The organism is Rhodococcus sp. NPDC056743 (assembly GCF_042790355.1).
GTDB lineage: Bacteria > Actinomycetota > Actinomycetes > Mycobacteriales > Mycobacteriaceae > Rhodococcus_F.
Window position 1 is genome coordinate 344456 of the sequence record NZ_JBHTZI010000001.1, and the last position, 26204, is coordinate 370659.

The window sequence follows — 26204 nt, forward strand, 5'->3', positions numbered from 1 at the left end:
TTAGTAGAGGGCCCCAGGGGCGCCGGTGAGCAGGTATTGGCCGTACTCATGATTGACCTTGTCCGGCAAGTTGACGGCGTGGTGCTGTCCGGCATGGACGTCCCGCCACACTGCCTGCAGCGGGCTCGATGTCGAGATCGAGCGTGGACCGCCCACTTGGTATCCCTTGTCGGCGGCCGAGACCGCAAGCCCGACTGCGGCGATATGGTCGCGTTTGGTGCGCTGACGAATCTCCATTGGAAGGTTCTCGACGCGCTCGACGGCTGCGTAGGCGTCGGCCAGGTCTGCCTGAAGGATCCGATACGCGGTGTCGACCTCGAAATCCGCCTCGGCCAGGCGCGCCAGCGTCGCCGGGTGCGGCAACTTTGTCGCGTCAATTGCCAACCGGGACTTGTGAATCCCTACTGCTTCGTCGACCACCCGGCGAGACATGCCTACTAAGGGCACGACGACGGCATTGACGAACAGGGTGTACCACGGGAGTCGATAAAGTCGGGCGGTATTCACCTCGTTTCCGGGATAGCGTTCCGCGTACAGGTCCTCGACGTCGTGAACCCGATGCTCGGGCACGAACGCGCTATCGACGACGATGTCGTTGCTACCGGTGCCTGAGAGTCCGGAGGTGAACCAGACGTCGTCGATTGTGTAGTCGGCGCGGGGGAGCAGTAGGTGGAGTTGCTGTCCGGTTCGCTGCCCGTTCTTGTCGGTGACCATTGCGCCCACGAAGACCCAGTCACAGTGGTCGCTGCCGGACGAGAAGCCCCAACGTCCGGTGAGTTCGTAACCGCCAGGGACGATTCGGGCTGTGCCGGCTGGACTGTACGATGAGCTGATCCACACGTCGGGGTCCTCGCCCCACACGTCCTTCTGCGCCTGATCGGGAAACAGTCCGAGGTGCCATGAATGGACGCCGACGACTCCGGTGACCCAGCCCGCGGAACTCGAGAGCCGTGCGATTTCGTACATCGCGGCGTTGAAGACGCCCGGATCAGTTTCGAAACCGCCGTAGCGCTTCGGCTGGAGGAGGCGCATGATGCCCGCGTCACGCAGGATCTTTGCGGTGTCTACAGAGAGTTTGCGCTCCTCGATGCAATCGGCTTCGCTTTCCTGCAAACGTTTCCCTTCGGAGAGGATGGCATCCAGGGAATCGTGACGGAAATGCATGTGTGAAAGTTCCTTTCAGGAAAGAGCTATCGGATCAGCGAGTGAGGAATTCGGTTACGAGGGACTCGAAGTCGTGCTTGCGCTCGACCTGAGCCCAATGCCCGCATTCGCCGAGGATGTGCAGGTCGGCCTTCGGCATCCGCCGCAGCGCGAACAGGGCGCCGTCCGGCGGGAGCATTCGGTCGTCGCGGCCCCACGTGACCAGTGTCTTGTGTGGAATTTCGTCGGTGCGAGCCCATAGCGGAGCTTTGCCGGGCAGTGCGAGCGATGCCATGACCGCGCGCATGCGCTCGATTGCACGGGGGGCGGTGGCGTTGGTCCAGCGTTCGTCGAGAAGCTGTGGGGTGATTGTGGCCGGGTCGTAAACCATCGAGTCAATCCATGCTTCGAGGGCCTCCCTGGTGGGATCGACGAGGAAGTCGTTGAGGCGTCGCGCGCCCTCGCTCATCATTGGTCCCAGTAGCGGTGCGTACAGGCCACCGGGTCCCATCAGGGCCATGCGCTCGACGCGATTAGGAGCAAGCGCGGCAGTTTCGAGCGCGACCCATCCTCCCATCGAGTTTCCCAGTAGGTGAGTCCTTTCGATCCCCAGGTCGTCGAGAAAAGTCACCAGCGTCTGCGCCGCGATCTCTGGATACGGCCGGTTGTATTCCATATCGGGGCTCGCGCCGAAACCGGGCATATCGACGACGATGGTGCGAAAGTGTCGGGCGAACGCTGGCAGGTTCTTCGAGAAGTTTGACCACCCGGATACTCCCGGGCCTGACCCGTGTAGCAGAACGAGCGGATGTCCGTCTCCGGCCTCGTGATAGTGGAGTTTGTCGGTAGCGGACGGCCCACGAGTGGTAACGGCGTAGTCGAGGGTTTGCATGTTGGTCCAATCTCTTTCGCAGCATATGCATTCCGATCCGGAAGAATCGAAACAGTTGAGCCTGAGCTGAATTTCGAACACCCTCAAGGGAAGGGCGTTATGTGAAGTGGGTCACGGCGGATGTTGAACACGGTAGCGATAATGGTCGAATTAATCAATCGAATGGCCGAAAATCAATCAATTGATTGATCTGCTTGGGCGTATCTGTTTTCACTGGCCAGCACGAATCGGATAGGACGTCGTGAAAACGACTGACTAGAATGAATGCGACTGCTACCGTGACAAATTGCGCCGGTCGAGGAGGCCTCCGGAATCGACACAGGCATAGGCGTTAGGTACTACTTCTAGGCCGTTGCGCGGGCGACTGTGAAGCGCTCCGCGCTCGCACCCGGTGCCTCTCGGTCGAATTGTGCGGGTTCGTCAGCCACCTCGACACCGATTGTGGGGCTTTCGCTGACACCTGCGCCGAGGGCAGCCGATTTCGGGTTGACCCGCAAACTCTCCGGGACACATCGCCATCTCACCGGTAGCGGAGACGCTTTCCAGGAAGCCAGTTCACTCATGGCACGCCTGAATCGCTGATTCTGTGTCACCTAAATCTTTTCCCGTCCGGATGTCCCGGCCTTCAGGCGCCCTCATCACCTGCGGTCAGAACCGCGATGGTGGATGCTTCGGTGTTCGTTGGAGGAAGGGGTGCGGCCAGGCGCCTAGAGCGAGCACGGCGAGGGTTGTCTGAGTGATGCCGGTGGCCAAATAGATGCCGTGCAGCGGTGACCAGACGAGGATGATGGCGATTTCGACGAAGACCCAGATCGTCATGATCAGTCCGGCGGCGGCGTGTAGGCCCCACGCCAGTGTGTACCTGCCGTGCTGAGCAACGAGTGTGAGTGCCTGGCTTCCGCCGACGATTATGCCGAGGATGATGCCTGGCCAGAAGTAGGAAGTGAAGACGGTTCCTTCGATCCATTCCGGGGGGGGGGGGGGGGGGGGCCCAACCCCCCCCCGGCGGGTTGTCCACCCATTCCCAGGAGATGGGTTATCAGGTTTAAACATTCGACGAAGGTTATAACCGTTCGGAGAGGGCGCGGAGGGAGCGGCGCAGGTTTCATGACTGTCACGATAGTGTGACACCGCTCATGCGTCGCATAGGGCTATTTACTGGCGGCGGTCAGTTGATCCACTGGATTTGATTGCCGCTCAGGTTGTTCGGGGAGAGTTTCTGCGCCCCGATGCTGTAGTCGGAGAGCTCGCCGTCGGGGCTATAGCGATCGGCGTCGAGGGTGGGATCGCCTCACTAGGGTCCTTCGGTTGGTCTGTTGCTGGGTAGGTGTGTGCGAGATGATTGTGGAATCGAGCAGTTGATTGTTGGCGGTGGTAGTGATGTCAGCAGGTACTTCCCTCAGCTCGCTGTGTCGAGGCGCGATGCAGCGATGACCCGGATGAAGGGTGCGACGCCGTCTCGCGTCGCAAACGAACCAATGGATCGCCGGAATTTATGCGGCTTTCTTGTCGAGAGTTGTTCTCGAAGGTGTTGCATGATTTCGGCACGAGTACTGGCGTCGGCGACGTCTGAATTCCGCTCTCGCGCTTCACATCGACGTGCCGCTTGTTCTGCGAGACGGATCCTGTCGTTTCACGCCCATAGTCGGGGGAAGTTTTTGACCAGTCGATTTGTGTCAGCCTTCAGTGGAGGAACGCAGTAGGTCGTGTGAGTTCTACGGTCCAGACCCAGCCCCGAGTTTGGGTAGCTTTGGTGAGTTCGTGGGCGACGTTGAAGTCGGCCCATTGGTGGTGCCGAGGTCGGTGTTGGCTACGTCGTCACAGATGTGGCCGACGTGTCTAGCCGTTTTCACGGCCGGGATGTGAGAACGCAGTTGGGCGGCGTTGCGTTGCAGTTCGATTGGGCGTGTGGCGTTTTACTTGAATGTTCCGGGGCTTACCTGCTCGCGTGTGCGCTTGCATTGATGAGAACGTGTGAATAAGAGATTGAAAAGCGAATCCGCTGGAGGGGATAGGCGACGTCCTGCGAGGTGTCGACGTCGATGAACGCTACAGTGACAGTTTCGATGCCGGAGGAGTCCACTTCCTCGCAATAGTTGAGTCCGGCGTGATCAATTCGAGGACTGTGGTCAACACTTCCTGATGGCCGGTGCCGTTGAGTGGTGCAGGGCATGCGTCTCAGTGGTAGTTTGTTCCTCGGCTGCCAGAGCTGGCGCAGGTATAGAGAGTTAATTATGTTGGTGGTCAGCTAGATTCGTCTATTAATGGTTGTCTGCTGAATTCCGTGGCGTCAGCGAGTAAATGCAACACGGTAGCTCTGCGCGACTTCCAGTGGTACCTCGCCGCGCGGCAACCAGGGAGATCTGGCGTCAGATCTGGTCCAACAATCCACAGGAACGACTCAACAAGGAATCCGACGCCGAACCGATGTCGTCGGCAGGCATCTTCCCCGATTGAACTTCGCTGATTCGGCTCGTCGGCGCGGTCTTGGCCGAGCAACACGGCGAATGGACCGAAGGTCGCCGATATCTCGGACTGGACATCCTGGCCCGCTCCAGAGTGATCGTCGTGCGCCCGAAAACCGGTGACGACAACACAATCGATGAGAAGGTGACCTCAACTACCCCAGCAGCATTGACAGCCCGAGCAAGGAGATCACGCAGTGCCCGTCCTCAAACACCATGCATTTGGACTTGACCCACGGCAGATTCGTGCCGAGTTGGCGCGGCAGGTTCAGGTGATATTCCAAGATCCCTATGCTTCCTCAACCCTGCGCGAACCAGCGGTGCAGCATTGCGTGAATCGATAAGTGTGCGCCAGCAGGCTCTCGGCAGGAGGAGTGACATCGACGAAGACGAAATCGCTGAAACCCTGGACATAGCAGGGCTTCCCGCGATCTATGTTGGCCGTAAGCCCCCCGCACTCTCGGGTGGAGAACGGCAGAGGGCGGCGATCGCGCGGGCTGTTTCTGTCCATCCGGCACTACTCATCTGCGACGAACCGGTTGCCGCCCTCGATGTTTCGGTGCAGGCCCAGGTTCTCGAACTGCCTTCCCGTCAGCGTTGGCGCGCTGGCTTTGATCAGAATTCCGATTCCTTGCAGATCATCGTCCGGGAAGGTACGTCCTCCCGGGATTGACAAGTTCTGATGATTGCTCGGGCTCGATCTGCAGGTCCGGGGAGCCCGGTGACATGGACAGTCCATCCGGCGGCGCCCAGTGCAATAGCGGTACCGCGCCTGACGCCTCGGCTGGCTCCGGTTACGAGAGCAATTCGGCGCTGTTCAGAGGCTTGACCTGTCGTGAGAAGTTCTCTACTACGGTCGCCTCGGGATCAAGGGGGCGTACGACAGCCCAAAGTACGGTGGCGTGGCATTTGCTCACCTTCCACTGACCGTCCTCAATGACGTAGGCATCGTCGTACTCGACGGCACTGACCTTTTCGGTTAGGTCTCGCATGTTCAGCTGTCGGAACCGGAGCGTCCATGCGCCTTCAGCGGTGGTGTCGCTAGTGATCCGAATATCTGGGTGGAGTCCGTGATGCATATCGAGGATCACATGCTGGCCACCATCCTTTTGTAATGCCACTGCCCTATAGACATTTGCGATGCCGTCTGCATCGTCGAAAGCCCCCACCTCGCCGAAGTCGATCGATGCGCCAATCGCGACAAAGCTGGCTCGGAACCCGTCGGGGTCTTTTCCGTCGCAGGCTCGCCAGTAGCGGTACTTCAACGCCTTGATCGCTTCGATGGCTTCGAGTCGAGAGATCCGCTGTTCTAGGGTCTCCGTACTAACTGCGACGTTCATTGTTGGCTCTCCATTTATTCTTGGCTCGTAAAGGGCGATAGGTCGACGGTTCTAGAGATAAGGTCACCGTTGGTCATCAGTGAGCTACTTCGTGTCTATCCAAGCTTGATCGAACAGCATGATTCCGGCGGCGCTCGGAACAATCTCGTACACGTTCTTCTGCCACGCCCAGAATGAGGGCAACCCGCTGATCGGCGCGGATGGCACAGTCTCGTTCCATAGCGTTTGAATCTTCGTCAGCACCACTTCCGACGCCTTGTCGTCCTTCGCGTGCTGTAGTTCGAGGAGCAGATTGTCCATGTCAGTGTTAGCGTAACCAGCTGTGTTAGAGCGTGATTGACTATTTACGGTCGAGTACAGTCCAAGGTCCGGGATCGCCTCGTATAAACCCATTCCCGAGTGTGACAAGTCGAAATCATGCTTGACGTAGACCTTCAGGCTTAGGTCTGCGGCATTGTTGACCGGAATGATGTTCACCTCGAAACCGACGGCCTGCAGAAGAGACTGCACCGCAAGGCCGCCAGCTTGGTCCTTCGGTTCGTTGAGCACAACGTAGTTGAGTGTGCCGCTGAACCCGTCAGCCTTTGCCTGAGTCACCAGTTCAGTGGCCTTCGCCGGGTCGTATGCGATTCCAGGGGTGTCGATGTGCCACCGCGACGTGGAGCCGAACAGTTCAGAACCGGGCAACCCTTCACTGTTCTCGGCGCGTTGGTCGATGAGATCAGGATTCAAGGCGTAGGCGATTGCCTGACGTACTCGGATATCCGATCCAGGGTGGCCTTCTCGGTTGTTGATGATCTCTGCGCCACCAGTGTTGAGGACACTGATGTAGCCGGGGTAGCCCTTGTCCTTGGCCGTGTTGATCGCTGAGCTGTTCCCCCGGATGTACGCGATGTTGAGCTGGCCGGCGTCCAAGGATTCGAGATTGGCCTGTGGTCCGTTGAGCGGCACCATCCGGAGCTGATCAAGGTTGACTTGACCGCCGTAGTACGTCGGGTTGGCCTTGAACACTCGTTCTTCATTGGGGGAAAACTTCTCGTCGGTGAACGGTCCGGCGCCGATCGCCTTGAAAGTGTCACCTTCGGCTGCAGACGGCGAGACGATCATCCCATGCCCGAGTGCGAGCATCGATGGGAATCGCTGCCACGGAGAGTTGAGGCGGAAGACGACAGTGGTCGGGCCAGTTGATTCGATCGACTCCACGGACGCGAGCCAGAGTTCGCTACCGTTACCCTTGCCGTCGTTGTAACGGTTGATGCTCGCGATCACGGCATTAGCATCAAGTGGAGTGCCGTCACTGAACGCTACGTCGTTGCGCAACTTCAGCGTCCACGTGGCGCCTTCGTCGTTGGTGTCGAGGGAGTTCGCCAACTTCGGATCGAATTCACCTGTCGCGGTGTTGTAGCTCATCAATACGTCGTAAACGGCGGCGAGCGCACCGCCTGCGTCGTCGCGTGCGGCAGTCTTTGCGGGGTCCAGTGAGGTGGGCAAAAACTGGACGCCGTATGTGAGCGTGCCGCCCTTGACGGCATCTCCAGGCGTTGGCTGTACGTTGACCATGCCAGTTTGGAACGTACCGGCATTACTACTGGCTGTGTCGTTGCTGCTGGCGCAGCCTGTGAGAATGACGCCGGCGCCGAGCAGCGCGATGGCTGTCCTCCCGTACTTCGCGAAATAGGATTTCGTCACATTCGTCTCCGCGTTCTGTATTTGGTCTGTTCGTAGTGGTTCTGGCGGAAAGAGGAGCGCATTTCCTGACGAACGCCAGGAAATCATTTCGGCGCGACGCAGGAGCGTCCACGCAATAAAAATTGGAGACACGTTGAATCGGGCGCAGGGACGCCACTTTCTACTGCGATATCAAATCCGACGGATAGTGCGCAGGTGGTGACCTCCGAGTGCCGATGCGTGCGTGCTGTCACCGCATCGAGGTACCGACATCGAACCGGCTGATTGAGGTAGGTGTCATGGATTAACCGTGCACATCACGGCCTGCGGACCGAGTTCTTGGCACGGATTTCAAGTGTGGCCTGGGAAGCGTGTTGTGCTGCGTCAGATGCCATTTGGTGATTGTCGATATCACAGACTTCGTGCTCGACGACGTCATGCATTCGCGAGCTATCGCGAGCATCGGAGCGAACCGGGACGGTAGCGCCCGCCTCTGTATTCTATGAGGAGTGGGGTTCAGCGAAATATTCAGTCGTCACGAAGGGGTGCGGAATCGTGCCGACGTTCTGGGGCAGGCCGAGGGCAATCACTGTGGCGTCGGTGACCCACACGCCTGCCCCGGAAAATACTTGCCATCTGCCGCAGTCTTCCACTTGCCCCGAGAATGAGCCTTGATGGGGAGAACAAATCTTTTTTGTTCACATTCCAGGGTATATGGGCATTTATGGCACTGATGAACATCGGTCCTCCTCGCTCTGCTTCCCCAACTTTGACGCGGTGTGCTCTAAAGCACCAATACCAATACGATCAAGACCTAGCATGTTGAAATGCTTGATATTTCGATGCGCGAACTTCGGTATGTGGCGGTGCTTGAGCGCGAGCTCAATTTCACCCGCGCTGCGGCGGCAATTCCCATGGCACAGCCTGCTCTGAGTCAGGCGATCGCGCGCATGGAACGGCGTCTGGGCGTAGAGCTGTTCCGTCGCACGAGTCGACTCGTCGAACCGACCGATGCGGGGTCGTTGCTCGCGGACCGGGCACGCAGAATCCTGCAGGATGCCGCGCTCGCTGTCGTCGACGCTCAGCTTGTCGCTGGCGGCACGAAGTTGCGGGTGTGTGTGGGAGATCCGTCAAGGCGGTTGGCGCGCCAGATACTTGGCGCCATCCGTGCCGAGGTGCCGGTGCACCAAACGACGGTGCCGTGGAGCGAGGTCGCCAGCCAGTTGTGCAGTGGGGAGCTTGCGCTGGCGTTGGGTCCGGAGGTTGTCGGCCCGGGTCTGGTTTCCGAGCTGCTTAGCGAGGAGAGGGTCGTGGTGTTGATGGATCAGTCCCATCCGCTGGCGAACTACCAGATACTTACGATCCCGCTGGTCGCGCAGCACCCTATGGTGTCCATCGACCGCACGATGAGCTCCTGGGATGCCAACGTGGAACGGATGTTCGAGCGAGCCGGTCACACTCCTCGGTGGACTAAGTCGACCGCGTTTGGGGCGGTGGCCGGGGCCGATATGGTCGCTGGCGGAGTGGCAACACTGCTAGTTCTTGAGTCCGTCGCGGCTGATCAACCGCAAGAGAGGGTGTTTCGGCCTCTGACCGTACCGTGGAACGTCGGCTGGTTTTTGAGCCGCCGAGAAGCGTCCCAAGACTTGCCTGCAGTTGCCGCAGCAATCACAGCAGCACGGATCGCCTCAGTGCTGAATCGTCCTGCGTTTGATACGGCTTCTTGTGAACGATGCAACTTTAACTAAGCGTCATCTACCCGAGTTTCATCAACGAGATTGCCAGGAATGCGCAGATCGCCCTGCTAGGGAACGCGCATCTGCTGGCAGAACCTCCTACCTCAACGAATGTCCGCCGCCGACTGCCGCTGAAAGTTGGCCGTAACGAGATTCTTCTGCCGCCGTTGGCAATCTTGCGTTCGTGAGACGCCCAGTGGTTCCGCACAGCGGGACTGAAACCCGAGTGTGCCATCGTCACAGCGACACTGGGCGATGGCAGGACATTCCTGCCTTCGACACATGCGAGGACAAGGGATGTCGATTGTCGGGGTGTGTGGGTTGCAGCGGAATAGCTTTCATCGCTGCACACGCTCGACATTCCTTGTCGAGACACCCGGTCAATTCCGAACTTGTCGAAAACCTGTCTGCCACCACTGGAAAGGCTTCACTTAATGCCACACCGCCCCTTCGCCTTACGTCAACAAGCCAGGACGTGTGTCGCGCTCGCTGCGGCAGGTTCATTCCTGCTCGTCGGCACCGCTGCTGCAACTGCCGAGTCGAGTACGCTCCCGTCATTCGGATCGTCGGACTTCGCCTCGAGTGCACCGTCGACCGTTGTAGCACCACGTCTGGCATCGGTGGATAATTTCCGCGACGTGGCAGGCACGGGATCCGGTTATGTGGGCACCGGTGGGCTGCATGTACGCCAGGGAGTGTTCTACCGCGCAAACGCCATTACCCCGAACGCCGAAGACCTGGCGACCCTCGAATTACTACATCTGACAGCGGTATACGACTTGCGTACCGAGGGCGAGATCGCTGCGAACCCGAACACTCTGCCCAGTGGCGTTCGCTACGAGAAGATTCAGGTGCTTGCCGCTGATCCGAGCGGTGAGGTCGCTGCCATCACCACGAAGGACCAGGCACTGGCGTACGTCCAGTCGGGATACCGGTCGACAGTCAGCGATCCCGTCTCCCGCGCCGGATTCGGTCAGTTATTGACCGAACTCGCTGACACTCCGGGCGCGCAGATATTTCACTGCACCGCCGGCAAGGACCGAACCGGATGGGGATCGGCTCTGCTACTGAGCATCGCCGGGGTACCGCGGGAAACGATCATGGCGGACTATCTGCTGACGAATGAGTACTCAGCGGCAGCTATCGAGGCAAAGATAGCTCGGATCGCTGCAGTGAAAGGACCGGAGTACGCGGAGGTCTATCGTCAGCTTCTCGGTGTCGATCCCAGTTATCTCCAGGCAGCTTTCGATGAATTGGACAGCACTTACGGTTCATTCGACCGGTATCTCGTGGACGGACTCGGGTTGGATGCGGCGACGATCGTGAAGCTGAAACTCAAGCTTCTATTCTGAGTTTCACGGTGTGAAGGGTGTTAGGCGCGTGATCAATTCGATTGTTCACGAGCCTAGCCCCGTTGGATCGTCCAGGTCGGTGCATGGTAGGGGTACGGTCAGCTCACAGAAATTGCCCGACAGATCGAGGCCGACGTCGATCGAGAAGCAATAGTTCAGCGTTTCGATATCGAATGACTCACCGGGCTCAGCCGCGTCACCGTGATTACGCACCCGATCTTGCAGTCGGTCGCGCTCGGTGCCTTCCTGGATATGGTGATCCTCGAATCGACGGTCCATGGGTTCGAGGTCGTTGCTGCAGTGGGTGTGCCTGACCCGTCGATGGCTCTCGAGCGTGCCCGGGAGCTCTTGGCCGCGGTGCCCGACCTGCTCGCCGTGGCCACCGACGTGGCGTCGACCATCAGTTCCGAGATCTCGTCGAGAGCAAACCGAATCTTCCTGCGAGTACCTACTTTCGACATTACGTGCACTCCTCGTGGGCCTGCACCATGATGCGAGCGTGGCTGCCGAGCGTCTCACGGTGCCGGACGCGGCAAAAGCGTCGATGGCAGCGAAGGAACCAATTGCGACAACTGCGCGGTTGAGTAGTGTATCCGCGTCCTCGTCGACCACGATGCGGCCTCGCTCGACCACGATCACGTGCCCGAACGGATTGGCTACCTCGGTGAGGAGGTGAGTCGAAAGCACTACGGTGCAAGGATGTTCGGCGTAGTCAGCGAGCAACTCCGCGGTGCAGCCATGCTGTGCGTCCTTCCGGGTTTCGGATGTTTCTGTCAAACCCGGGGCAGAACAAGACACTGAGATTGGGTGTGCAGTGGCGAGTGTTCGGAACAGCTGCCGGGTGACGTAACGCTCGAGGGATCGCATGATCGTTTGGTTGTGTGCGGCCCTCGGTTCTTCGACGTTCGACGTAGATACGGGTTTCGGGATCCGTCAGCCCGAAAAGAGCGCTTCGAGGCAGGCCCGTAATGGGCCACGACCCGCCCGCACTCGAAGGCCGCAACGACCAGATCGACGCGTTCGATCTCCTTGTCGCGCGCAGCAAACGTCGCAATTACGACCGTGGAATGATCCTCTCCGGACTGCGGGGCGTCGGGAAGACGTCGTTGCTCAACTATCTGGCCCATCATGCCGACAGTCAGGGCTGGCTGACCATCAGCATCGAAGGCCGTACAGCCGATGAGACCGAGCCTGGCGCGGTGCGGGCCGAAAGGCTCGTCACCCTGACTGGGCGGATACATTCAGGCGATGACCATCACTGACGTGTGGCTGCGGTACATGCAGGTTCTTCGCCAGAAGGCGCCGATCACGGCAGGGGCGGTGCGTCCGCCGCGGCCCCTCTCCGAGCGAGAAGATGCAGAGCGCGATACGGCGCCGTGGACTGCGGAGATTCGCGAGTTCTTCTCCCTTCACGACGGCCAGGTACGGCCGGTTGGCGGAGAAGCCTTCGTCGGAAGTGTGCTTCCGGACTTCGATCTGCTCTGTCTCGACGAGGTCGTCGCACGGCACCGGGACTCGCGAGAGCACCTCCATGACACCGAAGATTTCAGCGATGAGTGGGTGACGATTGCTCGGCAGCAGTCGGCCGGGGAAATTGCATACATGTTTCTGCGTACGTACATTCCGATCGCGGAGCACGCATGCGGTGATCTGTTGTTCGTCGACACCCGCGGTGGGCAGCGGCAAGGGTGCGTCCGCGAGTTCGGCGCGGGGGGCGCTGACGAAGGTGATCCGGAGTCGGCGTCGTTGGCGGATTACGTCGATTCGGTGCGTATCAGTGTCGAGTCAGGTATCGAACATTCCAGTCTTGTCCCGACTATCGAGGACGGCGTGCTCAGCTGGAACGTCGACTTCAGTGACAACCCGGTGCAGGATCCCGCGCCCGAGCCGATGATGATTCGGCTACCGTTCGCTCTGACGTATTTTCAGCCGTCACAGATCGGACCGGACGATGACCTGATCGACCTCGACGTCGTGCGGCAAACGGTGATGGACACCGCCCAGTCGTTGCACCCGGCATCGACGGTGGAAGGGGCCGAATCGGGTTTCCGTCGAGTTCCCCGTCAGCAGGGTGTCTCGATCAGTTGGTTCGTCGGGATCGACAGGCAGACTGTTACTTTCGTGGCCGTTGTCATGGGCATCGGCAATGAGGTGATCGTTCACGAGATACCAGAAGATGGCAACGCCAGGTTCGTGTTCGATGAGTGATGCCCGATCCGCTGGGCCCGCGGGGTATTTGGTCCGAGCGCACAACACCGATAGGTCGACACACTGGTAGACGCCGCGACACTGGTAGACACAGTCATGACGGAAATTGAGGAGCCCGAGCCAGTGAGTGCAACGAGTACAGCGGATGCGTTGTTGGCCGGCCCACGCGGACGGCGGATGCTGCTCGACTACGTGATGGATGCCGAACAGATCCGGCGACCCGAGCCGCATGACGACTCGTTCCGTTCCATGATTTTCCTGGCCTCCTATCATCTTGACCCCGAGCGAGACTCACGCGTGACGTACTCACGCGTGGCGTACGAGTCTGGCGCTGGGGAGCCTCCTGAAGAGCCGCTATGTGCCGTTGTCACTGCCGACGATGTAGCGCACCGCCTGTCCCAGGTGCCGCTTCCCGAGGTCACCGAGGTTGCACTCCGTTCGGCCCTCGCCGCCGCGACGGACTCAGCGCGCTACTGGCAGGACCCCGACGGTGAAGACGTCCTCGCCGCAACCGAGCCGGTGCGGCGTGAGCTTCGACGGGTCGCCGAGCACATCGCACGATCCCTACACACCCAGTGGTGGACGACGGCCCTCGCCGAGACCGACCAATGGTCGATAGTCAGCCGGGGCGACGACAGCCCCGATACCTTCGAGCCCGCGGCTGCAGAACTACTGAGCGACTGGTACGAACGCAACCTCGAATGGGAATCGCGAGCCGCTGACCGCCCAACCGATCCCACGGCGAACTGGACCGGTCACTGGTGGTCGTATCCGTCTGTTCGGTGTTCGACACGGACACTCTTCGACGGCACCCCGGCAGAATTGTGGTTCGTCGAAGACAGCAGCGGCTGGAACCGCATCACCGTGCGAAAGGTCGGCACACCCGCCGGCGCTCGCATCTACGAGATCGACGGCGCGCCGGCGTGGGCGGAACTCTGCAGACGGTTCCCCCTCGAAGTCACCGCGGAGAAACGACACGACTGGTACCGGACAACGAGGCGATCAGGGCGATGGGTCATCCCCAACTGGCAGCTCGTCGCCGAAGACTATGCGGGCGTGCATCTCACCGTCGCGGGATACCTGGCCGCAGCGGGAACCGCGATCGGAGTCGACGACGAGACGGCCAGCGTCATCGCCGGATGGGCGCCCGACGCAACATGCTGGCTCGCCGACCCCGACCGCATCGGCGACGAATCCCGTACCTGGGTGCTCCACGACAGCCGAGAACACCCCGTCTGGGTCGAAGAAACGCAACCATGAGGACCAGCTGATCGTGTTCGCTGCTGCAACGCCCATCCGGCTAGCATCGCCTCGATCACCGAAGTTGTCTCTCCCGACGTTTCGAGAGCCCGCAGTGCTCGGCGAAGATCCGTCGATACCGACCCGATCGAGCCGAAGAATGAAGAAATCAGCTATGGAAGCGGCCCACGAAATTAATATGGAGCCGATGACGGGAATCGAACCCGCGTATTCAGCTTGGGAAGCTGATGTTCTACCATTGAACTACATCGGCGTCGCAGCCGGTCGGAGGGGTTTTCTTCCCCGATCAACGTGCTTTCCGAAGGTTATCAGACGCCATTTCCGATGTGTGGGAGCCCCGCCTGGCAACTCGTCCCCGCGCTCGATTTCTTGACACACACGAACCCGAGCTGTTCGTCACAGCATTGCCCGATCGGCCTGGTGATTGGTCTGCGCTCAAGTGGTGACCCGGTAACCTCTACCTGTGCTGCTCTCCGATCGTGACATCCGTGCCGAAATTTCAGTTGGACGCCTGGGCATCGACCCGTTCGACGATTCGATGGTCCAACCGTCGAGCGTCGACGTGCGCCTGGACGGGTTGTTTCGGGTTTTCAACAACACGCGATACACGCACATCGATCCGGCGCAGCGTCAGGATGAGCTGACGAGCCTGGTCGAGCCCGCGGAGGGTGAGCCTTTTGTGCTGCACCCCGGCGAGTTCGTCCTCGGTTCGACGCTCGAAGTGTGCTCGCTGCCCAACGACCTTGCCGGCCGATTGGAAGGCAAGTCGAGCTTGGGCCGTCTGGGTCTGCTGACTCACTCGACTGCTGGTTTCATCGATCCGGGATTCAGCGGTCACATCACGTTGGAACTGTCGAACGTCGCAAATCTTCCGATCACGCTGTGGCCGGGAATGAAGATCGGTCAGCTCTGCCTGCTCAAGCTGTCGAGTGCTGCAGAGTTCCCGTACGGAAGTTCCGAGGCCGGTTCCAAGTACCAGGGCCAGCGCGGTCCGACGCCGTCGAAGGCGTACCTGAACTTCAACCGGGGCTGACGGAAGCCGCACGTATGACCGCGTTGTTCTACGGCATGGTTTTCATGAACCTGCTGTTTGTAACCAGCACGGTGTGTTTGGTCAAGCCTTCGCGGATCAGCGCGATTGCCACGGCGTTTGCCGCGCTGATGTGGTTGCTGCTCAACGGCCCACTCGAAGGGCAAGTGTTGTGGACGCTGACTCCGGAGAACGGCCTCACCGTGTCGGACTTATTCTCATTCGTGGCGTTCGGCATTGCGGCACGAGGATGGTTTGTGGCCGGTGGTCGCAGGCGCGGGAATCGTTACGGACGGCGATAGCCGACAGAGCGACCACGTAAGGCCGTCATGGGTATGGAATCTCCCCCGAATCGGGCATAATTGCAGGCTATGTGGTGGATTGTCGTCGGCGGACTGATCCTCTGGGTGGTCTGCGCTGTACCGATCGCCATTCTTTGGGGTAAAGCCATCTCCCGACGCGACCGTGCTGATTTCGAAATCCGCAATCAGCAGTGGGCCGACGAGGTGGCCAGGTCGATCGAAGCGGAAACCGATTCCGAGACCGAGAAGTGATCGGCAATGGAACTGCCTTCCGACACCCCGGCCGACGTGGTTGCTGCGGCGGCAGAAGGGCCGCGTGTTCCGAAGTTTGATTCCACACTCGGGATTCCTGTTGCACCCGCCGCTGGGCAGGTCGGCCACCGGTTGGTGGTGATCGGCGACTCCCTTTCACAAGGGTTTCAGAGTGGGGCTGTCTTCAACACCGACCTGTCGTATCCGTCGATCATCGCGTGGCAGCTCGGCTGGTTCGACAGCTTCCGGTTTCCTCGCTACGGCGGCCCCGGTGGACTGCCGCTCAACATCGAATTGTTGCTACGCACATTGGAAGAGCGTTTCGGTACTTCAACTGACGTGTGGGAGATTCCGCTGGCATTGTTTGCGGCACGCGGATTCATGGATCAGGTCGAGGACTACTGGGAACGGGGTCCAGGCAGCGTCGCACCAACGTTCTCGGCGATCAATCACAACCTGTCGGTGTACGGATGGGATTTGCGCGATGCTCTGACCAAGACTGCCACGAGTTGTGAAGCGGCACTGCATCAACCACATGATGATCTGCTCAGCCAGATTGTCGAGAACAACGGCGAGCGGACGGCATTGCGAGTGTTGCCGCGTGGGTCCGACGCAGAGAAGAAGATGACGGTGTTCGACGCGGCGGCCGAACTGGGCAAGGAGTGCATCGAAACCCTGGTCGTGTTTCTCGGGGCGAACAATGCGCTGCGGACTGTGACGGATCTGCGGGTGCAGTGGAGTGGCAACAAGTTCCGTGACCCGGATGGCAAACGGGATTACACAGTGTGGCAGCCGGATCACTTTGCAAGCGAATACGCCGAAGTGCTTGCCGCTATCCGGAAGATCAACGCGCAGCACGTCATCCTGTGCACCGTGCCGCACGTGACAATCGCCCCGATCGCGCGCGGGCTAGGTGGAAAGGTCGAAACCGGCTCACGATATTTCCCGTACTACGCTCGGCCGTGGGTGCTTGACGCCGACTTCGATCCACGACGTGATCAGCACATCACGGGAGCGCAGGCGTGGGCGGTTGATACTGCGATAGACCTGTACAACACCGGGATCGAGCGGGCTGTGGTGAATGCTCGCCGGGTGGGCAAGGACTGGCACCTTTTTGACGTCGCGGGACTGCTCGAGCGCGTCGCATCCAGACGGTACGTCGACGACGTCAACGCACGGCCGTCGTGGTGGACGCCCTATCCGCTGCCCAAGGCCTTGACTGATCTTGTGCCTGTGCCGGATTCACGATTCCTGGCCGCAGACGGTCTGGGTGGCCGCGCGTCGGGTGGCTTGTTCTCCTTGGACGGGGTGCATCCGACCACTGTGGCCTACGGGGTTCTGGCCCAGGAGTTGATGAACATCATGGCCGGTGCCGGCGTGCAGTTCGATTCTCCGGCTGTCGATTTCGATCGTCTGGTCAGACGCGACACGCTGGTACGCACTCCGCCTCAGAATCTGGATCAGACGCTCGGGCTCATCGGGTGGGCAGACGAACACCTCGGTTTCGTGAAGCGAATTTTCGGGCTGTGAGAGTCAGCTGGCTCGGCACAACGACGGAGAGACCATCCGGCCGGCGTAGTCGCGGAGCAAAGCCTCGAGCCCGGTGTCCTCGGTCGACAATCTGCCGGTGGGGCCGATAGCGGCCAGCGAGCCGACAACACCGTTCTGGCCATCGCTGATCGGAACGGCAAGCGCTGAGCGCCCGATGCGAATCTCGTCGACCTCCCGCGCCGGCTCACCGCGTCTGATGCGGGAGAGTTCGAGTTCGAGGTGATCGGCGTCGGTGATGGTGTGCGCGGTGACCTTCTTGAGCGGCTTTGCAGCCAGTTCGGGCCGCGAGGATAACAACAGTTTTCCGATGGCAGAGGCGTGCAGCGTGCTCACGAGAGTGCGTTCACCGGAAAGCTCGTGATCGGGATCGCGGTCGACAAGTCGGACCTTCCCCTTGTCGTACGACGCGAGATACACGCCGTAGCGCACTTGGTCGCGTAGTTCTTCGAGGAGTACGGAGTTGTCCACCGGTGTGGGTTCGGCGGCGGCTCCGGCCAATTCGCGGGTGCGTCGGCCGAGTGCAAATCCGGAGAGGTCCGCGATCCGGACCAGGTAGCCGTCGGCGACAAGGATGTTGAGCAACCGGTACGCCGTGGCGGGCGGGATGCCGGCCAGTGCGGCAATGTCTTTGGCGGTGGCGCCGGATCCGAGCTGCGCCGCCGATTCGAGCAATGCCAATGCGCGCTGCACGGCTCTCGGTTCATGGCCGCCGAGATCTCGTGGTCGACCCACCATCAGCGCGGACCGGCTGCGGATTCGCCCACCAGCACGACGTTGCCGGCAGCGTCGGTGGCAAAGACGCCGGCGCCGGGGAGTACGTCCTCGGTTTCGGGCTGGTCGAAGGCGCCGATGTGCAGGAGGCTTTTCGGGCTGCGACGACGCAGATAGAACTGCCACAGTGTGCCCGAGCTGAGGATCACCAGTACCGCGATCGGTGCGATGTACGTGTGATCGACGATGTTCGCGTACACCAGGTATCCGAGGACCACGGCGCCCGCCCCGCTGCCACAGGATGCGGCGGCGAGTACGCGGGGTGTGTCCTCGCCGATGCGTGTGAGGAATACGACTGAACTGATCGCCACGAGTGCGTAGGCGACAATCACGGCTGCCCGCACTGTCAGTCGGAGGTCTTCGAAGAACACACCTCGTCCGATCACGGCGAAGGTGCCACCGCCGAACAGCACGACGGCAACAACTGCGCTCAACGCGACGTCGGGGGTGCGGAACGCGCTGTGCACGTGTGCAAAAGCGCGGGGGAGGAGGCGTTCGACACCGAACGAGTAGAGCAGCCGAGACGCGGCGTTCGACGACGCCATCGACGACGCGAGCCACGAGCATCCCATTCCGATGTTGAGCGCGATCACTACGGCAGGGCTGACACCGGTGGAGGTTCCGTGCAGGTACGCATTGACGAGGGTGTCGCTGCGCCCGGTCCAGGCGGCCCAGCCGGCAAAGATGAAGAGGGCGCCGCAGATGATCGGGGTGAAAAGGACTGTACGCGTCACGGTTACCAGAGGGCGGCGGGCTTCGGGGCCGAAGAAGGCGGCGCTCTCGAATCCGGCGAGCGCAAAGAGCGCGGCGAGTGCGGTGATGAGTAGTCCGTGGCCCGAGGTGGACGGACTGATCTGTGCTTGTTGATCTCCGCCGATCAGCATGAGCGCGACAATGAAGAGCAGGGAACAGCTTTCGGCCACGAGAATTGCGAGCGCTGCAAATCTGACGCTCCGGAGCAGGCACGCAAGGATGAGAGCCGCGAGCACGCTGTACAGGGCGATCAGCTGAAATGTGCCGTGCACGCGTATGCCGGCAAACCCGAGGAGCGTAATCACCGCCAGTCCACCGTGATAGAGCGTCATCACCGCACTGCCGACATATTTGACGAGGATGGCGATGCCGGTGGTGATGGCGGCTCGCGCGCCCAGTCCCCGAAACGCAAAACTGTGGAGTCCGCCCGATGCTGCCATCCTCCGGGTGAATTGGGAGATGCAGAACGCGATCAATGTGACCAGCACGGTCGCGACGATGATCGTGATCATCCCACTGAGAAGGTGTCCGTGTGTCAGCATGGTGACGGGCAGCACAACCATCGAGACGGCCGGTGCGGTGGTTGCCACCGATTGCGCCAGTACTTCGGCGCCCGAGAGTTGTCGACGCCCGAGCGCGCGCAGCGGGGAGCGCGCGGTTGGTTGCTTCTCGCGCGTGGTGAACGATCGCGCGATGGCCTCGGTGAGTGCGGACATGCGCGGGACGCTAATGCACTTCTGTAACGGAGAAGTTTCGTCAGTGAGTCCCCTGATCGCATCCGGCTGAGAGAGTACCTGTCGGTGCGGCGGCTGATTCTCACTCGAATCCCACGGACTGTTTCCTGCGTGACAAGTTCTCGACCCATCGCCCCGCCATTGTTGTGTCCACACCAACAACCCGGGTCGCCGGGCGCACACTTGGGAGCTTGAATGTCGTACACACGTAGATCTTTCATGCGCAGTCTGGGAATCACCGGCGGCGCGGGCCTGGCGCTTGGAGCTATGTCTTCCATCGGTTTGGCACCGGCAGCTTCGGCGTCACCGCGACGTTTTCAGGCGCCGGCAGCGGGTGACTTGATCGGGCAGGTCAAGGGCAGTCATTCCGTGGTGATCCTGGGCGGCGGCCCGGCGGGTCTGTGCTCGGCGTACGAGTTGCAGAAGGCCGGATACAAAGTCACTGTCCTCGAAGCCCGCACCCGTCCGGGTGGACGAGTGTGGTCGATCCGTAACGGGACGGAGGAAACGGATCTCAACGGCGAGACCCAGACCTGCACGTTCTCGGAGGGGCACTTCTACAACCTCGGTGCAACGCGAATCCCGCAGAATCACAACACCATCGACTACTGCCGCGAGTTGGGCGTCGAACTGCAGATGTTCGGCAACCAGAATGCCAACACATTCGTCAACTACACCGGCAGCAAGCCCCTTGCCAATCAGTCGATCACGTACCGGGCAGCAAAAGCAGACACCTACGGCTACATGTCCGAACTACTGCAGAAGGCCACCAACCAGGGCGCGCTCGACGAGGTGCTCACCAAGGAAGACAAGGAAGCGCTGTCGTCGTTCCTCGAGGACTTCGGCGATCTGGGCAGCGACGGACGCTACGTGGGATCCTCGCGTCGAGGTCACTCGGTCGAGCCGGGTGCCGGCTTGAACTTCGGCACCGAGATCGAACCCTTCGGAATGAGCGATGTCATCCAGGGCGGTATCGGACGCGCGTTCTCCTTCGAGTTCGGCTACGACCAGGCCATGACGATGATGACCCCGGTCGGCGGTATGGACCGGATCTACTACAAGTTCCAGGACGAGATCGGCATGGAGAACATCGAGTTCGGCGCCGAGGTCAGCGGAATGAAGAACGTTCCCGAGGGCGTCACCGTCGACTACGTGGTCGACGGCAAGGCAAAGTCGATCACCGCCGACTACGCCATCTGCACCATTCCGCCGCACCTGATCAAGCGTCTCGACAACAACCTACCTTCCGACATCCTTCTCGCTTTGGACGCTGCTAAGCCGTCGTCGTCCGGCAAGCTCGGCATCGAGTACTCGCGTCGTTGGTGGGAGACCGAAGACCGAATCTACGGCGGCGCCTCCAACACCGACCGCGATATCTCACAGATCATGTTTCCCTACGATCACTACAACTCCGACCGCGGAATTGTTGTCGCGTACTACAGCTCGGGTAAGCGTCAGCAGGCGTTCGAATCACTCACGCACAAGCAACGCCTCGCCAAGGCGATCGCCGAAGGCTCGGAGATCCACGGCGAGAAGTACACCCGCGATATCTCCTCGTCCTTCTCAGGAAGCTGGCGTCGCACCAAGTACTCGGAGTCGGCCTGGGCATCGTGGGCCGGCGCGGGAGATTCGCACGGCGGCATGGCAACTCCCGAATACACCAAACTACTCGAGCCCGTCGACCGCATCTACTTCGCCGGTGATCACCTCTCCAACGCAATTGCGTGGCAGCACGGCGCCTTCACGTCGGCGCAGGACGTTGTCACCCACCTGCACCAGCGGGTCGCGCAGGGCGCCTAGCACTAGAAGTTCCTACCACCACTTTCGAGGAGACACCATGAAATCTCGCACCACCAAAGTTGTTGCCGCAGCGTTTGCCGCGTCCGTGCTACTCGGCACCGCGACCGCGTGCTCGTCCGATACCGCCGAGGCGGAAACCACCACCAACTCCTTCATTTCGAGGTCGGTTCTCGAAGCCGGACAGGCCAATCCGATGATCGCGCAGGGGGTAGCCATCGGCGCCGACACGGCGATCTACAAAACCAGTGGCATCGGCCCGTCGGCCGGAAACAAAGCCGCACCCGAAGGATCGCCGGAGTCGTACATCGACTCACAGTTCTCCGGTGGCGTACTGCCGGCCGGTGTGACAGTGACCGAAGCGCAGGGCATCAACGTGCTCAAGAAGATTCGTGACAATCTCGAAGCCCAAGGACTGACGCTCGAAGACGTGGTCACGATGCGCGTCTTCCTCGACAACGCGCCCGGCTCGGACAAGGCCGATTACACCGGCTGGAATCGCGCCTACCGTCAGTTCTTTGCCAATACCAACCTCGATTCCGGTGAGACAGAGTTGGTTCCGATGGGAACCGCGGCACCCATCGCTCCGATCGAACGAAACAGTGCTCGCCCCACTCGCTTCGCACTCGAAGTTGCCGGACTCCCGGTTGCGGGCTGGCTGGTCGAGGTAGAGGTCGACGCGGTGTACCCCGAAGGCAAGGAACCCGCCTGATGGGCGCGCTGAGCCCCACCCACTGGGCCATCGTGGCGGTAGTCCTGCTGGTGTTGTTCGGTTCCAAGAAGCTGCCAGACGCGGCCCGCGGACTGGGGCGGTCGATGAGGATTCTGAAGTCCGAGGTCGGTGAACTGCAGGGCGATACCGATCTTGCGCTCGATTCCGAGTTGGCGCCGGGCAAGAAGTACTGATCCTGTGCGAAAGTAGCGAGGTGTCCCACACCTTCCTCGCAGTGTTGTTTGCCATTGGTGCTGCGGCCTGCATCGCGATCGGCACGGTAGTTCGCCAGCGCACGGCAGCAGTGGTCCCGGATGATTCCATCGGCGCGCTCGGACCGATCACGACGCTCGTGCACAGCCCGATCTGGTGGCTGGGCACGATCGTCGGTATCGCGGGTTACGCGCTTCAGGCTGCGGCGCTCGGCTTGGGATCACTACTGCTGGTGCAGCCGCTGCTGGTGTTGTCGCTGTTGTTTGCACTCCCACTCGGCGCAAGATTCGGTGGGCGCACGATCAGCGCGAGAGAGTGGTTGTGGGCAGCCGCGCTCACCACGTCGGTGGCGGTGCTGGTGGTTGTCGGTGATCCACGGCCAGGGCAACCGCGTGCGGAGACGCAGCATTGGATCATGATCACGTTGATCGGGTTGCCGTTGATCGCGTTGTGTCTTGTCGGAGCGAATCGGCGTACCGGATCGGCGAGGGCGTTGCTCCTCGGAATAGCGGGCGGCTCACTGTTCGGAGTTGCCGCAGTGCTCACCAAAGGTGTTGTGCACTTGGTGACGCTCGGCCCGTCAGCTGTTCTGACATCGTTCGAGTTCTACGCTCTTGTCGTGGTTGCCGCGGTGGCAACCTCGGTGCAGCAGTCGGCTTTTCAAGCGGGGGATCTACAAGCGTCGTTGCCGGCGACAACGATCATGGAGCCGGTGATCGCATCGCTGCTCGGGTTTGTGGTTCTCGGTGAGTACCTCGACGCAGATCGCACGGTGGCTGCGATTCTTGTTCTCGCCGTTGTCGCCATGATCGCGGCCACTGTCGCGCTGGCCCGCAACGCCGCTGACACTGCGGTTTCGGTGCCCCACAAGGTCCGCTGAAAGCCGTCAGACCAGGCCTTCCGATGCAGCCACGGACTGCGGTGTCTGCGAGCTTTTGACGAACACGTCGATCACGACGTCCTCGTCCTGATACGCCGCGAGTTGTGCCAATCCGGGAGTCTGCCGCACCAGCGAGTGAACGGCATCGCCGGCCTGCGGATATTCCGGCACGATGTGACGCCAATGGGCACACACAAGCGTGCCACCGGGTTCGAGGTGTTCGACGGTGCGCTGCATCGCTTCGGTGAGTTTCTCGACGCTGAGGTAGTAGCCGATTTCGCTGAGCACTATGAGATCGAAGGCGGCGTCCGGCCAGTCGTCGACGCCGAGGGCCCATTGCCTGAACTCGACGGCCTGTCCGGCGAGTCGTCGACGGGCAGTCTCGAGCGCCGACGGCACGATGTCGGTGGCGATCACCGCATCGCACCGATCAGCCAGCATTTCGGTGAGGACCCCGATGGAGCATCCAGGTTCGAAGGCCAGGCGGTATCGGGGCTTGGGCAGCATTGCAGTGGTGAGGGCGTATTTTCTCTTTTCGTACCAGCGTGTTTCGAAGTCCCACGGATCCGACTGAGCTGCGTACATCTTGTCGAAGTAGTCGGAGGGAAGTCGCGGATCACTCATACGAACACGGTCTCATAGGTCCGCAGCAGCCGGGTCAGGGCGTGTGGCGGGAGTATCGGTTGATCGGCGGGATGGTCGGAGAGTGGCAAAATCTGTGTGGTGAACTGTTGCACTGCAGAGGTTTTCGCTTGACGCACATCGGAGGGAAGTGGAATTGTGTGCAGCCGATCCCAGGGAACACTCGGATGTTCCGGCGTTGCCCAATGCCACGTCCAGACGGGGTACTCGAGCAGACGGGTGTCGGTGTCGGCACACGCCTGCGCTGCCGCTCTTCCGGTTGCCTCGTGGTCGGGATGGCCGTCCCCGCGCCACGTCGAGGCACACCAGGTTCCCGCAGGAGCTTCGGCGAGAATCTCGCGGAGTCTGTCGGCAAGCTCAGCGCTGTGCGTGCGGATTTCTCCGTCAGGCAGCATCAACCGTGTCGGAATGGGAATGCCGAGTTCCTGTGCCGCTCGGACGGACTCGATTCGGCGACGCCGTTCGAGTTCCATTCTCGTGACAGTGGGAGAACCGGGATGTGACGCGCCGCCGTCTGTCACGGAGACGATCTGCACCTCGATGCCCGAACGCGCTGCCATCAGCGCTGTTCCGCCGAGGCCCAGAATCTCATCGTCCGGATGAGGTGCAACGATGACCAGCCGTGGACACGCCGAGAGGTCGAGCGCGGGGAATGGCCGCTGCCACTGCTGCCAGACGGATTCCGGTGTACCACCGTCGTCGACGGGCTTCTGAGCGAACAGTTTCGAGTTCACCACGTAGATGGTCCTTGTGCTGCCAGGCGGCCGAGCTGAGCCAGATCCTTCTCGGCGTGGCTTTGCCGAAGGTAGACGGTGAGATCGGCAACGCGCGCTGCATGGTCGCCGTCCAGGCATAACGGTGCTGCCCCCAGAGCGCGTCCGACTCGATCGAGGGTCTCGGTAGCCGCCCGTTCCACGATTGCTCGTACTGCCAGCGCCCTTTGATGTGCCTTTCCGTTCTTGTCGAGTGGATCGTCGTCGATTTCGGCTGCCGCAGCGTCGAGGGTGTAGCGGGCGGCTGTCAACGCGGCATCAACCGCCCCGAAATGCGCAAGGACATAAGGATCTTGGCTCTGTGTTGCTTTGCTTCTCAACGCATCGGCCACTCCGCAGGCACCGCCGTACCAGCACGCGGCCACCCCGATCGCCCCGTGCCAGAATCCTGGCCGGGTGAGGTAATCTCCGATGTTGCCGACGGGGATCGCCGGGACGGCATCGAAGTCCACTGCACTGGAATCGCTTTCGGCCATGCCGACTGCTTTCCACGAATCGGGAACGGGATGCACGCCAGGTAGGCCGAGCTCGACGGCAAACAGCGATGGTGTGCCGTCGATCAGTGCGGTAACCAGAGCGTGCGTGCAGATACTTGCTCCCGAACACCACAACTTGCGTCCGGTCAGCGTCCAGATGCCCACGTGTTCCGATGCATTCACGACGGGCTGCGGTGGCTCAGCGGCCCACACGCCCCACAGTTGACCAGGTTCGGGTTCCGGCCCGTCCAGTTCTGCCAGTATCGCGGTCGCGTCGGCGTGCGCCTCGGCCATTCGGCCCAGTACGACATTTGCGCGGGCGAGTTCGGCGAGAGCATTCCATCGCGCTGCCGTTGCGCCGCTGCCAGGCAGGGGGAGATAGAGGTCGATTTCTTTCAGAAGCGTGTGTAGTCGTGTCATCGCGCCACATCCACTGTCTCTGTGCCGAGTTCTCGTATGTGTCCGGCGAAACCGCCGGGTGTGCGTCCGTCCGTGCGTGCCGACGTTGTGACTGCGATGTCCTGCGCCCATGCGATCCGAGCGCCGTTTTTGCTGAGCCGACGAACCAGATCGACGTCCTCACCTTCCTCGAGATGGGAGAATCCTCCTACGCTCCAATACTTGTCGGCTCGGATGCCGAGGTTTGCGCCGTGGATGTGCCCGTGTCGACCTTCCGGATGCGCGTGATACCGCTGTTCGTAGAGCTGTTGGACGGATGACGGCTGATCATCCCAGTCGGTGATGCGAACTGTCCCGGCAACAACGTCGGCGCTGCGCGCGTAGTCGAGTTGCCGTGCAAGCCAGGTGGGGCCGACGCCAGAATCGGCGTCGGTGGTGGCAAACCACGTCGACGCGGACGCACTGCGACTGTCGGACCCGAACGTCGAGAATCCGGTGGCGCGAGATTTCCCGACGTTGTGGTGCTGTACTCGAATGATGTCGATGCCCCTTGGGATCACTTCGCTCGATCGGTCGGAGCAACTGTCCAGGACTGTGACAATCCGAACGGGAACGTCGGTGTGGCGCGCAGCTTCCAGCAGTGCGTCGATGCAGTGCGGGAGGTCTCCGGCTTCGTTGTGGGCGGGGACTACTACAAGAACCTGGTCGATGGTCACGGCGACGATCCTTTCCTCACCCTTGCGTCACGCCGTATTTCGGCGTCGCGGACTTCCAGGTAACCACATGGTCGCGTATGCACCGCGGTATTCCAGTGATGAGTGGGGGAGGCGAAAGGTGTTTCCGTGAAACATGTCT

At 60.9% G+C, this 26204-nt stretch carries 27 protein-coding genes, 1 tRNA gene and 1 pseudogene; 15 read left to right on the forward strand and 14 right to left on the reverse strand.

Annotated elements, in window-relative coordinates; genetic code table 11:
* The 4 genes from ACFRFQ_RS01530 to ACFRFQ_RS01545 all read right to left on the reverse strand — a co-directional run bounded on the left by ACFRFQ_RS01530 (position 1) and on the right by ACFRFQ_RS01545 (position 2854).
* Positions 1–1164 carry an acyl-CoA dehydrogenase gene (locus tag ACFRFQ_RS01530; protein ID WP_378652255.1) on the reverse strand — a complete coding sequence of 388 codons (1164 nt, stop codon included), beginning with the start codon at positions 1162–1164 and terminating at the stop codon, positions 1–3.
* Positions 1165–1198: 34 nt separating this feature from the next.
* Positions 1199–2035 (reverse strand): alpha/beta fold hydrolase, encoded by an 837-nt coding sequence (locus tag ACFRFQ_RS01535; protein ID WP_378652257.1) that lies wholly within the window; start codon positions 2033–2035, stop codon positions 1199–1201.
* A 344-nt stretch (positions 2036–2379) separates the two neighbouring features.
* The gene (locus ACFRFQ_RS01540; RefSeq protein WP_378652259.1) at positions 2380–2598 is read right to left on the reverse strand and encodes a hypothetical protein; all 219 of its coding nucleotides are present in this window, start codon (positions 2596–2598) and stop codon (positions 2380–2382) included.
* An 85-nt stretch (positions 2599–2683) separates the two neighbouring features.
* The gene (locus tag ACFRFQ_RS01545; protein WP_378652261.1) at positions 2684–2854 is read right to left on the reverse strand and encodes a hypothetical protein; all 171 of its coding nucleotides are present in this window, start codon (positions 2852–2854) and stop codon (positions 2684–2686) included.
* A 1536-nt stretch (positions 2855–4390) separates the two neighbouring features.
* Here ACFRFQ_RS01545 and ACFRFQ_RS01550 point away from each other — a divergent pair.
* Both ACFRFQ_RS01550 and ACFRFQ_RS01555 read left to right on the forward strand, forming a co-directional pair.
* Positions 4391–4732, forward strand: a pseudogene (locus tag ACFRFQ_RS01550) (transposase); the annotation flags it as partial.
* Between the two features lie 96 nt (positions 4733–4828).
* Entirely contained in the window at positions 4829–5173 is a 345-nt protein-coding gene (locus ACFRFQ_RS01555; RefSeq protein WP_378652264.1) for an ATP-binding cassette domain-containing protein, read from the forward strand.
* Positions 5174–5294: 121 nt separating this feature from the next.
* Here the strand turns inward: ACFRFQ_RS01555 and ACFRFQ_RS01560 are convergent, their stop codons facing one another.
* Together ACFRFQ_RS01560 and ACFRFQ_RS01565 are read right to left on the reverse strand one after the other, a co-directional pair.
* A complete protein-coding gene (locus tag ACFRFQ_RS01560) occupies positions 5295–5840 on the reverse strand; it encodes a nuclear transport factor 2 family protein (RefSeq protein ID WP_378652266.1) in 546 nt (181 codons plus the stop codon).
* An 84-nt stretch (positions 5841–5924) separates the two neighbouring features.
* Positions 5925–7529, reverse strand: a complete 1605-nt coding sequence (locus ACFRFQ_RS01565; RefSeq protein WP_378652269.1) for an ABC transporter substrate-binding protein — start codon at positions 7527–7529, stop codon at positions 5925–5927.
* An 806-nt stretch (positions 7530–8335) separates the two neighbouring features.
* On the opposite strand from ACFRFQ_RS01565, the gene ACFRFQ_RS01570 reads away from it, so the two are divergent.
* Together ACFRFQ_RS01570 and ACFRFQ_RS01575 are read left to right on the forward strand one after the other, a co-directional pair.
* Positions 8336–9256, forward strand: coding sequence for a LysR family transcriptional regulator (locus ACFRFQ_RS01570; protein ID WP_378652271.1), 921 nt, complete (start codon positions 8336–8338; stop codon positions 9254–9256).
* A gap of 422 nt (positions 9257–9678) precedes the next feature.
* Positions 9679–10596 carry a tyrosine-protein phosphatase gene (locus ACFRFQ_RS01575; protein WP_378652273.1) on the forward strand — a complete coding sequence of 306 codons (918 nt, stop codon included), beginning with the start codon at positions 9679–9681 and terminating at the stop codon, positions 10594–10596.
* A gap of 45 nt (positions 10597–10641) precedes the next feature.
* On the opposite strand, the gene ACFRFQ_RS01580 is transcribed toward ACFRFQ_RS01575, so the two are convergent.
* On the reverse strand, positions 10642–11283 hold the full coding sequence (locus ACFRFQ_RS01580; protein ID WP_378652276.1) for a hypothetical protein: 642 nt from the start codon (positions 11281–11283) through the stop codon (positions 10642–10644).
* A gap of 281 nt (positions 11284–11564) precedes the next feature.
* Here ACFRFQ_RS01580 and ACFRFQ_RS01585 point away from each other — a divergent pair, with 281 nt between their 5' ends.
* From ACFRFQ_RS01585 to ACFRFQ_RS01595, 3 genes are all read left to right on the forward strand, one after another.
* Positions 11565–11858 (forward strand): ATP-binding protein, encoded by a 294-nt coding sequence (locus ACFRFQ_RS01585; RefSeq protein WP_378652278.1) that lies wholly within the window; start codon positions 11565–11567, stop codon positions 11856–11858.
* Positions 11845–12804, forward strand: coding sequence for an SMI1/KNR4 family protein (locus ACFRFQ_RS01590; RefSeq protein WP_378652281.1), 960 nt, complete (start codon positions 11845–11847; stop codon positions 12802–12804). Before ACFRFQ_RS01585 ends, ACFRFQ_RS01590 begins: the two co-directional genes overlap by 14 nt.
* 123 nt (positions 12805–12927) lie before the next feature.
* Complete coding sequence (locus ACFRFQ_RS01595; protein WP_378652283.1) at positions 12928–14064, forward strand: hypothetical protein; 1137 nt, start codon at positions 12928–12930, stop codon at positions 14062–14064.
* 179 nt (positions 14065–14243) lie between these two features.
* Here ACFRFQ_RS01595 and ACFRFQ_RS01600 read toward each other — a convergent pair.
* Positions 14244–14317, reverse strand: a tRNA-Gly gene (locus tag ACFRFQ_RS01600).
* 210 nt (positions 14318–14527) lie between these two features.
* On the opposite strand from ACFRFQ_RS01600, the gene dcd reads away from it, so the two are divergent.
* The 4 genes from dcd to ACFRFQ_RS01620 all read left to right on the forward strand — a co-directional run bounded on the left by dcd (position 14528) and on the right by ACFRFQ_RS01620 (position 17178).
* Complete coding sequence (gene dcd / locus ACFRFQ_RS01605; RefSeq protein ID WP_095886886.1) at positions 14528–15097, forward strand: dCTP deaminase; 570 nt, start codon at positions 14528–14530, stop codon at positions 15095–15097.
* A 14-nt stretch (positions 15098–15111) separates the two neighbouring features.
* Entirely contained in the window at positions 15112–15396 is a 285-nt protein-coding gene (locus ACFRFQ_RS01610) for a hypothetical protein (RefSeq protein WP_138870073.1), read from the forward strand.
* 69 nt (positions 15397–15465) lie between these two features.
* A complete protein-coding gene (locus ACFRFQ_RS01615) occupies positions 15466–15648 on the forward strand; it encodes a hypothetical protein (protein WP_378652286.1) in 183 nt (60 codons plus the stop codon).
* Positions 15649–15654: 6 nt separating this feature from the next.
* Complete coding sequence (locus ACFRFQ_RS01620; protein WP_378652289.1) at positions 15655–17178, forward strand: hypothetical protein; 1524 nt, start codon at positions 15655–15657, stop codon at positions 17176–17178.
* A gap of 3 nt (positions 17179–17181) precedes the next feature.
* Here the strand turns inward: ACFRFQ_RS01620 and ACFRFQ_RS01625 are convergent, their stop codons facing one another.
* Positions 17182–17934, reverse strand: a complete 753-nt coding sequence (locus ACFRFQ_RS01625; RefSeq protein ID WP_378652291.1) for an IclR family transcriptional regulator — start codon at positions 17932–17934, stop codon at positions 17182–17184.
* Entirely contained in the window at positions 17934–19439 is a 1506-nt protein-coding gene (locus ACFRFQ_RS01630) for an APC family permease (protein WP_378652293.1), read from the reverse strand. Before ACFRFQ_RS01630 ends, ACFRFQ_RS01625 begins: the two co-directional genes overlap by 1 nt.
* A 237-nt stretch (positions 19440–19676) precedes the next feature.
* Here ACFRFQ_RS01630 and ACFRFQ_RS01635 point away from each other — a divergent pair, with 237 nt between their 5' ends.
* From ACFRFQ_RS01635 to ACFRFQ_RS01650, 4 genes are read left to right on the forward strand one after another with little or no spacing between them, the layout of a single operon-like run.
* The gene (locus ACFRFQ_RS01635) at positions 19677–21257 is read left to right on the forward strand and encodes a flavin monoamine oxidase family protein (protein ID WP_378653482.1); all 1581 of its coding nucleotides are present in this window, start codon (positions 19677–19679) and stop codon (positions 21255–21257) included.
* Positions 21258–21294: 37 nt separating this feature from the next.
* Positions 21295–21966, forward strand: a complete 672-nt coding sequence (locus tag ACFRFQ_RS01640) for a Rid family hydrolase (protein ID WP_378652296.1) — start codon at positions 21295–21297, stop codon at positions 21964–21966.
* Positions 21966–22160, forward strand: a complete 195-nt coding sequence (tatA, locus tag ACFRFQ_RS01645; RefSeq protein WP_378652299.1) for a Sec-independent protein translocase subunit TatA — start codon at positions 21966–21968, stop codon at positions 22158–22160. The genes ACFRFQ_RS01640 and tatA overlap by 1 nt, the downstream gene beginning before the upstream one ends.
* 20 nt (positions 22161–22180) lie before the next feature.
* On the forward strand, positions 22181–23059 hold the full coding sequence (locus ACFRFQ_RS01650; RefSeq protein ID WP_378652301.1) for a DMT family transporter: 879 nt from the start codon (positions 22181–22183) through the stop codon (positions 23057–23059).
* Positions 23060–23065: 6 nt separating this feature from the next.
* On the opposite strand, the gene ACFRFQ_RS01655 is transcribed toward ACFRFQ_RS01650, so the two are convergent.
* From ACFRFQ_RS01655 to ACFRFQ_RS01670, 4 genes are read right to left on the reverse strand one after another with little or no spacing between them, the layout of a single operon-like run.
* Entirely contained in the window at positions 23066–23683 is a 618-nt protein-coding gene (locus tag ACFRFQ_RS01655; RefSeq protein ID WP_378652303.1) for a class I SAM-dependent methyltransferase, read from the reverse strand.
* Positions 23680–24438, reverse strand: a complete 759-nt coding sequence (locus tag ACFRFQ_RS01660; protein ID WP_378652306.1) for a PIG-L deacetylase family protein — start codon at positions 24436–24438, stop codon at positions 23680–23682. Before ACFRFQ_RS01660 ends, ACFRFQ_RS01655 begins: the two co-directional genes overlap by 4 nt.
* The gene (locus tag ACFRFQ_RS01665) at positions 24432–25370 is read right to left on the reverse strand and encodes an acyl-CoA dehydrogenase family protein (protein ID WP_378652309.1); all 939 of its coding nucleotides are present in this window, start codon (positions 25368–25370) and stop codon (positions 24432–24434) included. The genes ACFRFQ_RS01660 and ACFRFQ_RS01665 overlap by 7 nt, the downstream gene beginning before the upstream one ends.
* A complete protein-coding gene (locus ACFRFQ_RS01670) occupies positions 25367–26065 on the reverse strand; it encodes a glycosyltransferase (protein ID WP_378652311.1) in 699 nt (232 codons plus the stop codon). The genes ACFRFQ_RS01665 and ACFRFQ_RS01670 overlap by 4 nt, the downstream gene beginning before the upstream one ends.
* Between the last annotated feature and the right edge of the window lie 139 nt (positions 26066–26204).

What these genes read in the sequence shown, in the direction of transcription:
- ACFRFQ_RS01590 (WP_378652281.1), top strand. Translation starts at nt 11,845, where the DNA reads ATGACCATCACTGACGTGTGGCTGCGGTACATGCAGGTTCTTCGCCAG.
- ACFRFQ_RS01635 (WP_378653482.1), top strand. Translation starts at nt 19,677, where the DNA reads ATGCGCAGTCTGGGAATCACCGGCGGCGCGGGCCTGGCGCTTGGAGCT.
- ACFRFQ_RS01545 (WP_378652261.1), bottom strand. Translation starts at nt 2,854, where the DNA reads ATGACGATCTGGGTCTTCGTCGAAATCGCCATCATCCTCGTCTGGTCA.
- ACFRFQ_RS01535 (WP_378652257.1), bottom strand. Translation starts at nt 2,035, where the DNA reads ATGCAAACCCTCGACTACGCCGTTACCACTCGTGGGCCGTCCGCTACC.
- ACFRFQ_RS01575 (WP_378652273.1), top strand. Translation starts at nt 9,679, where the DNA reads ATGCCACACCGCCCCTTCGCCTTACGTCAACAAGCCAGGACGTGTGTC.
- ACFRFQ_RS01540 (WP_378652259.1), bottom strand. Translation starts at nt 2,598, where the DNA reads ATGAGTGAACTGGCTTCCTGGAAAGCGTCTCCGCTACCGGTGAGATGG.
- ACFRFQ_RS01665 (WP_378652309.1), bottom strand. Translation starts at nt 25,370, where the DNA reads ATGACACGACTACACACGCTTCTGAAAGAAATCGACCTCTATCTCCCC.
- ACFRFQ_RS01655 (WP_378652303.1), bottom strand. Translation starts at nt 23,683, where the DNA reads ATGAGTGATCCGCGACTTCCCTCCGACTACTTCGACAAGATGTACGCA.
- ACFRFQ_RS01610 (WP_138870073.1), top strand. Translation starts at nt 15,112, where the DNA reads ATGACCGCGTTGTTCTACGGCATGGTTTTCATGAACCTGCTGTTTGTA.
- ACFRFQ_RS01560 (WP_378652266.1), bottom strand. Translation starts at nt 5,840, where the DNA reads ATGAACGTCGCAGTTAGTACGGAGACCCTAGAACAGCGGATCTCTCGA.
- ACFRFQ_RS01640 (WP_378652296.1), top strand. Translation starts at nt 21,295, where the DNA reads ATGAAATCTCGCACCACCAAAGTTGTTGCCGCAGCGTTTGCCGCGTCC.
- tatA (WP_378652299.1), top strand. Translation starts at nt 21,966, where the DNA reads ATGGGCGCGCTGAGCCCCACCCACTGGGCCATCGTGGCGGTAGTCCTG.
- ACFRFQ_RS01625 (WP_378652291.1), bottom strand. Translation starts at nt 17,934, where the DNA reads ATGGTGGGTCGACCACGAGATCTCGGCGGCCATGAACCGAGAGCCGTG.
- ACFRFQ_RS01620 (WP_378652289.1), top strand. Translation starts at nt 15,655, where the DNA reads ATGGAACTGCCTTCCGACACCCCGGCCGACGTGGTTGCTGCGGCGGCA.
- ACFRFQ_RS01615 (WP_378652286.1), top strand. Translation starts at nt 15,466, where the DNA reads ATGTGGTGGATTGTCGTCGGCGGACTGATCCTCTGGGTGGTCTGCGCT.
- ACFRFQ_RS01630 (WP_378652293.1), bottom strand. Translation starts at nt 19,439, where the DNA reads ATGTCCGCACTCACCGAGGCCATCGCGCGATCGTTCACCACGCGCGAG.
- ACFRFQ_RS01585 (WP_378652278.1), top strand. Translation starts at nt 11,565, where the DNA reads ATGGGCCACGACCCGCCCGCACTCGAAGGCCGCAACGACCAGATCGAC.
- ACFRFQ_RS01570 (WP_378652271.1), top strand. Translation starts at nt 8,336, where the DNA reads ATGCTTGATATTTCGATGCGCGAACTTCGGTATGTGGCGGTGCTTGAG.
- ACFRFQ_RS01530 (WP_378652255.1), bottom strand. Translation starts at nt 1,164, where the DNA reads ATGCATTTCCGTCACGATTCCCTGGATGCCATCCTCTCCGAAGGGAAA.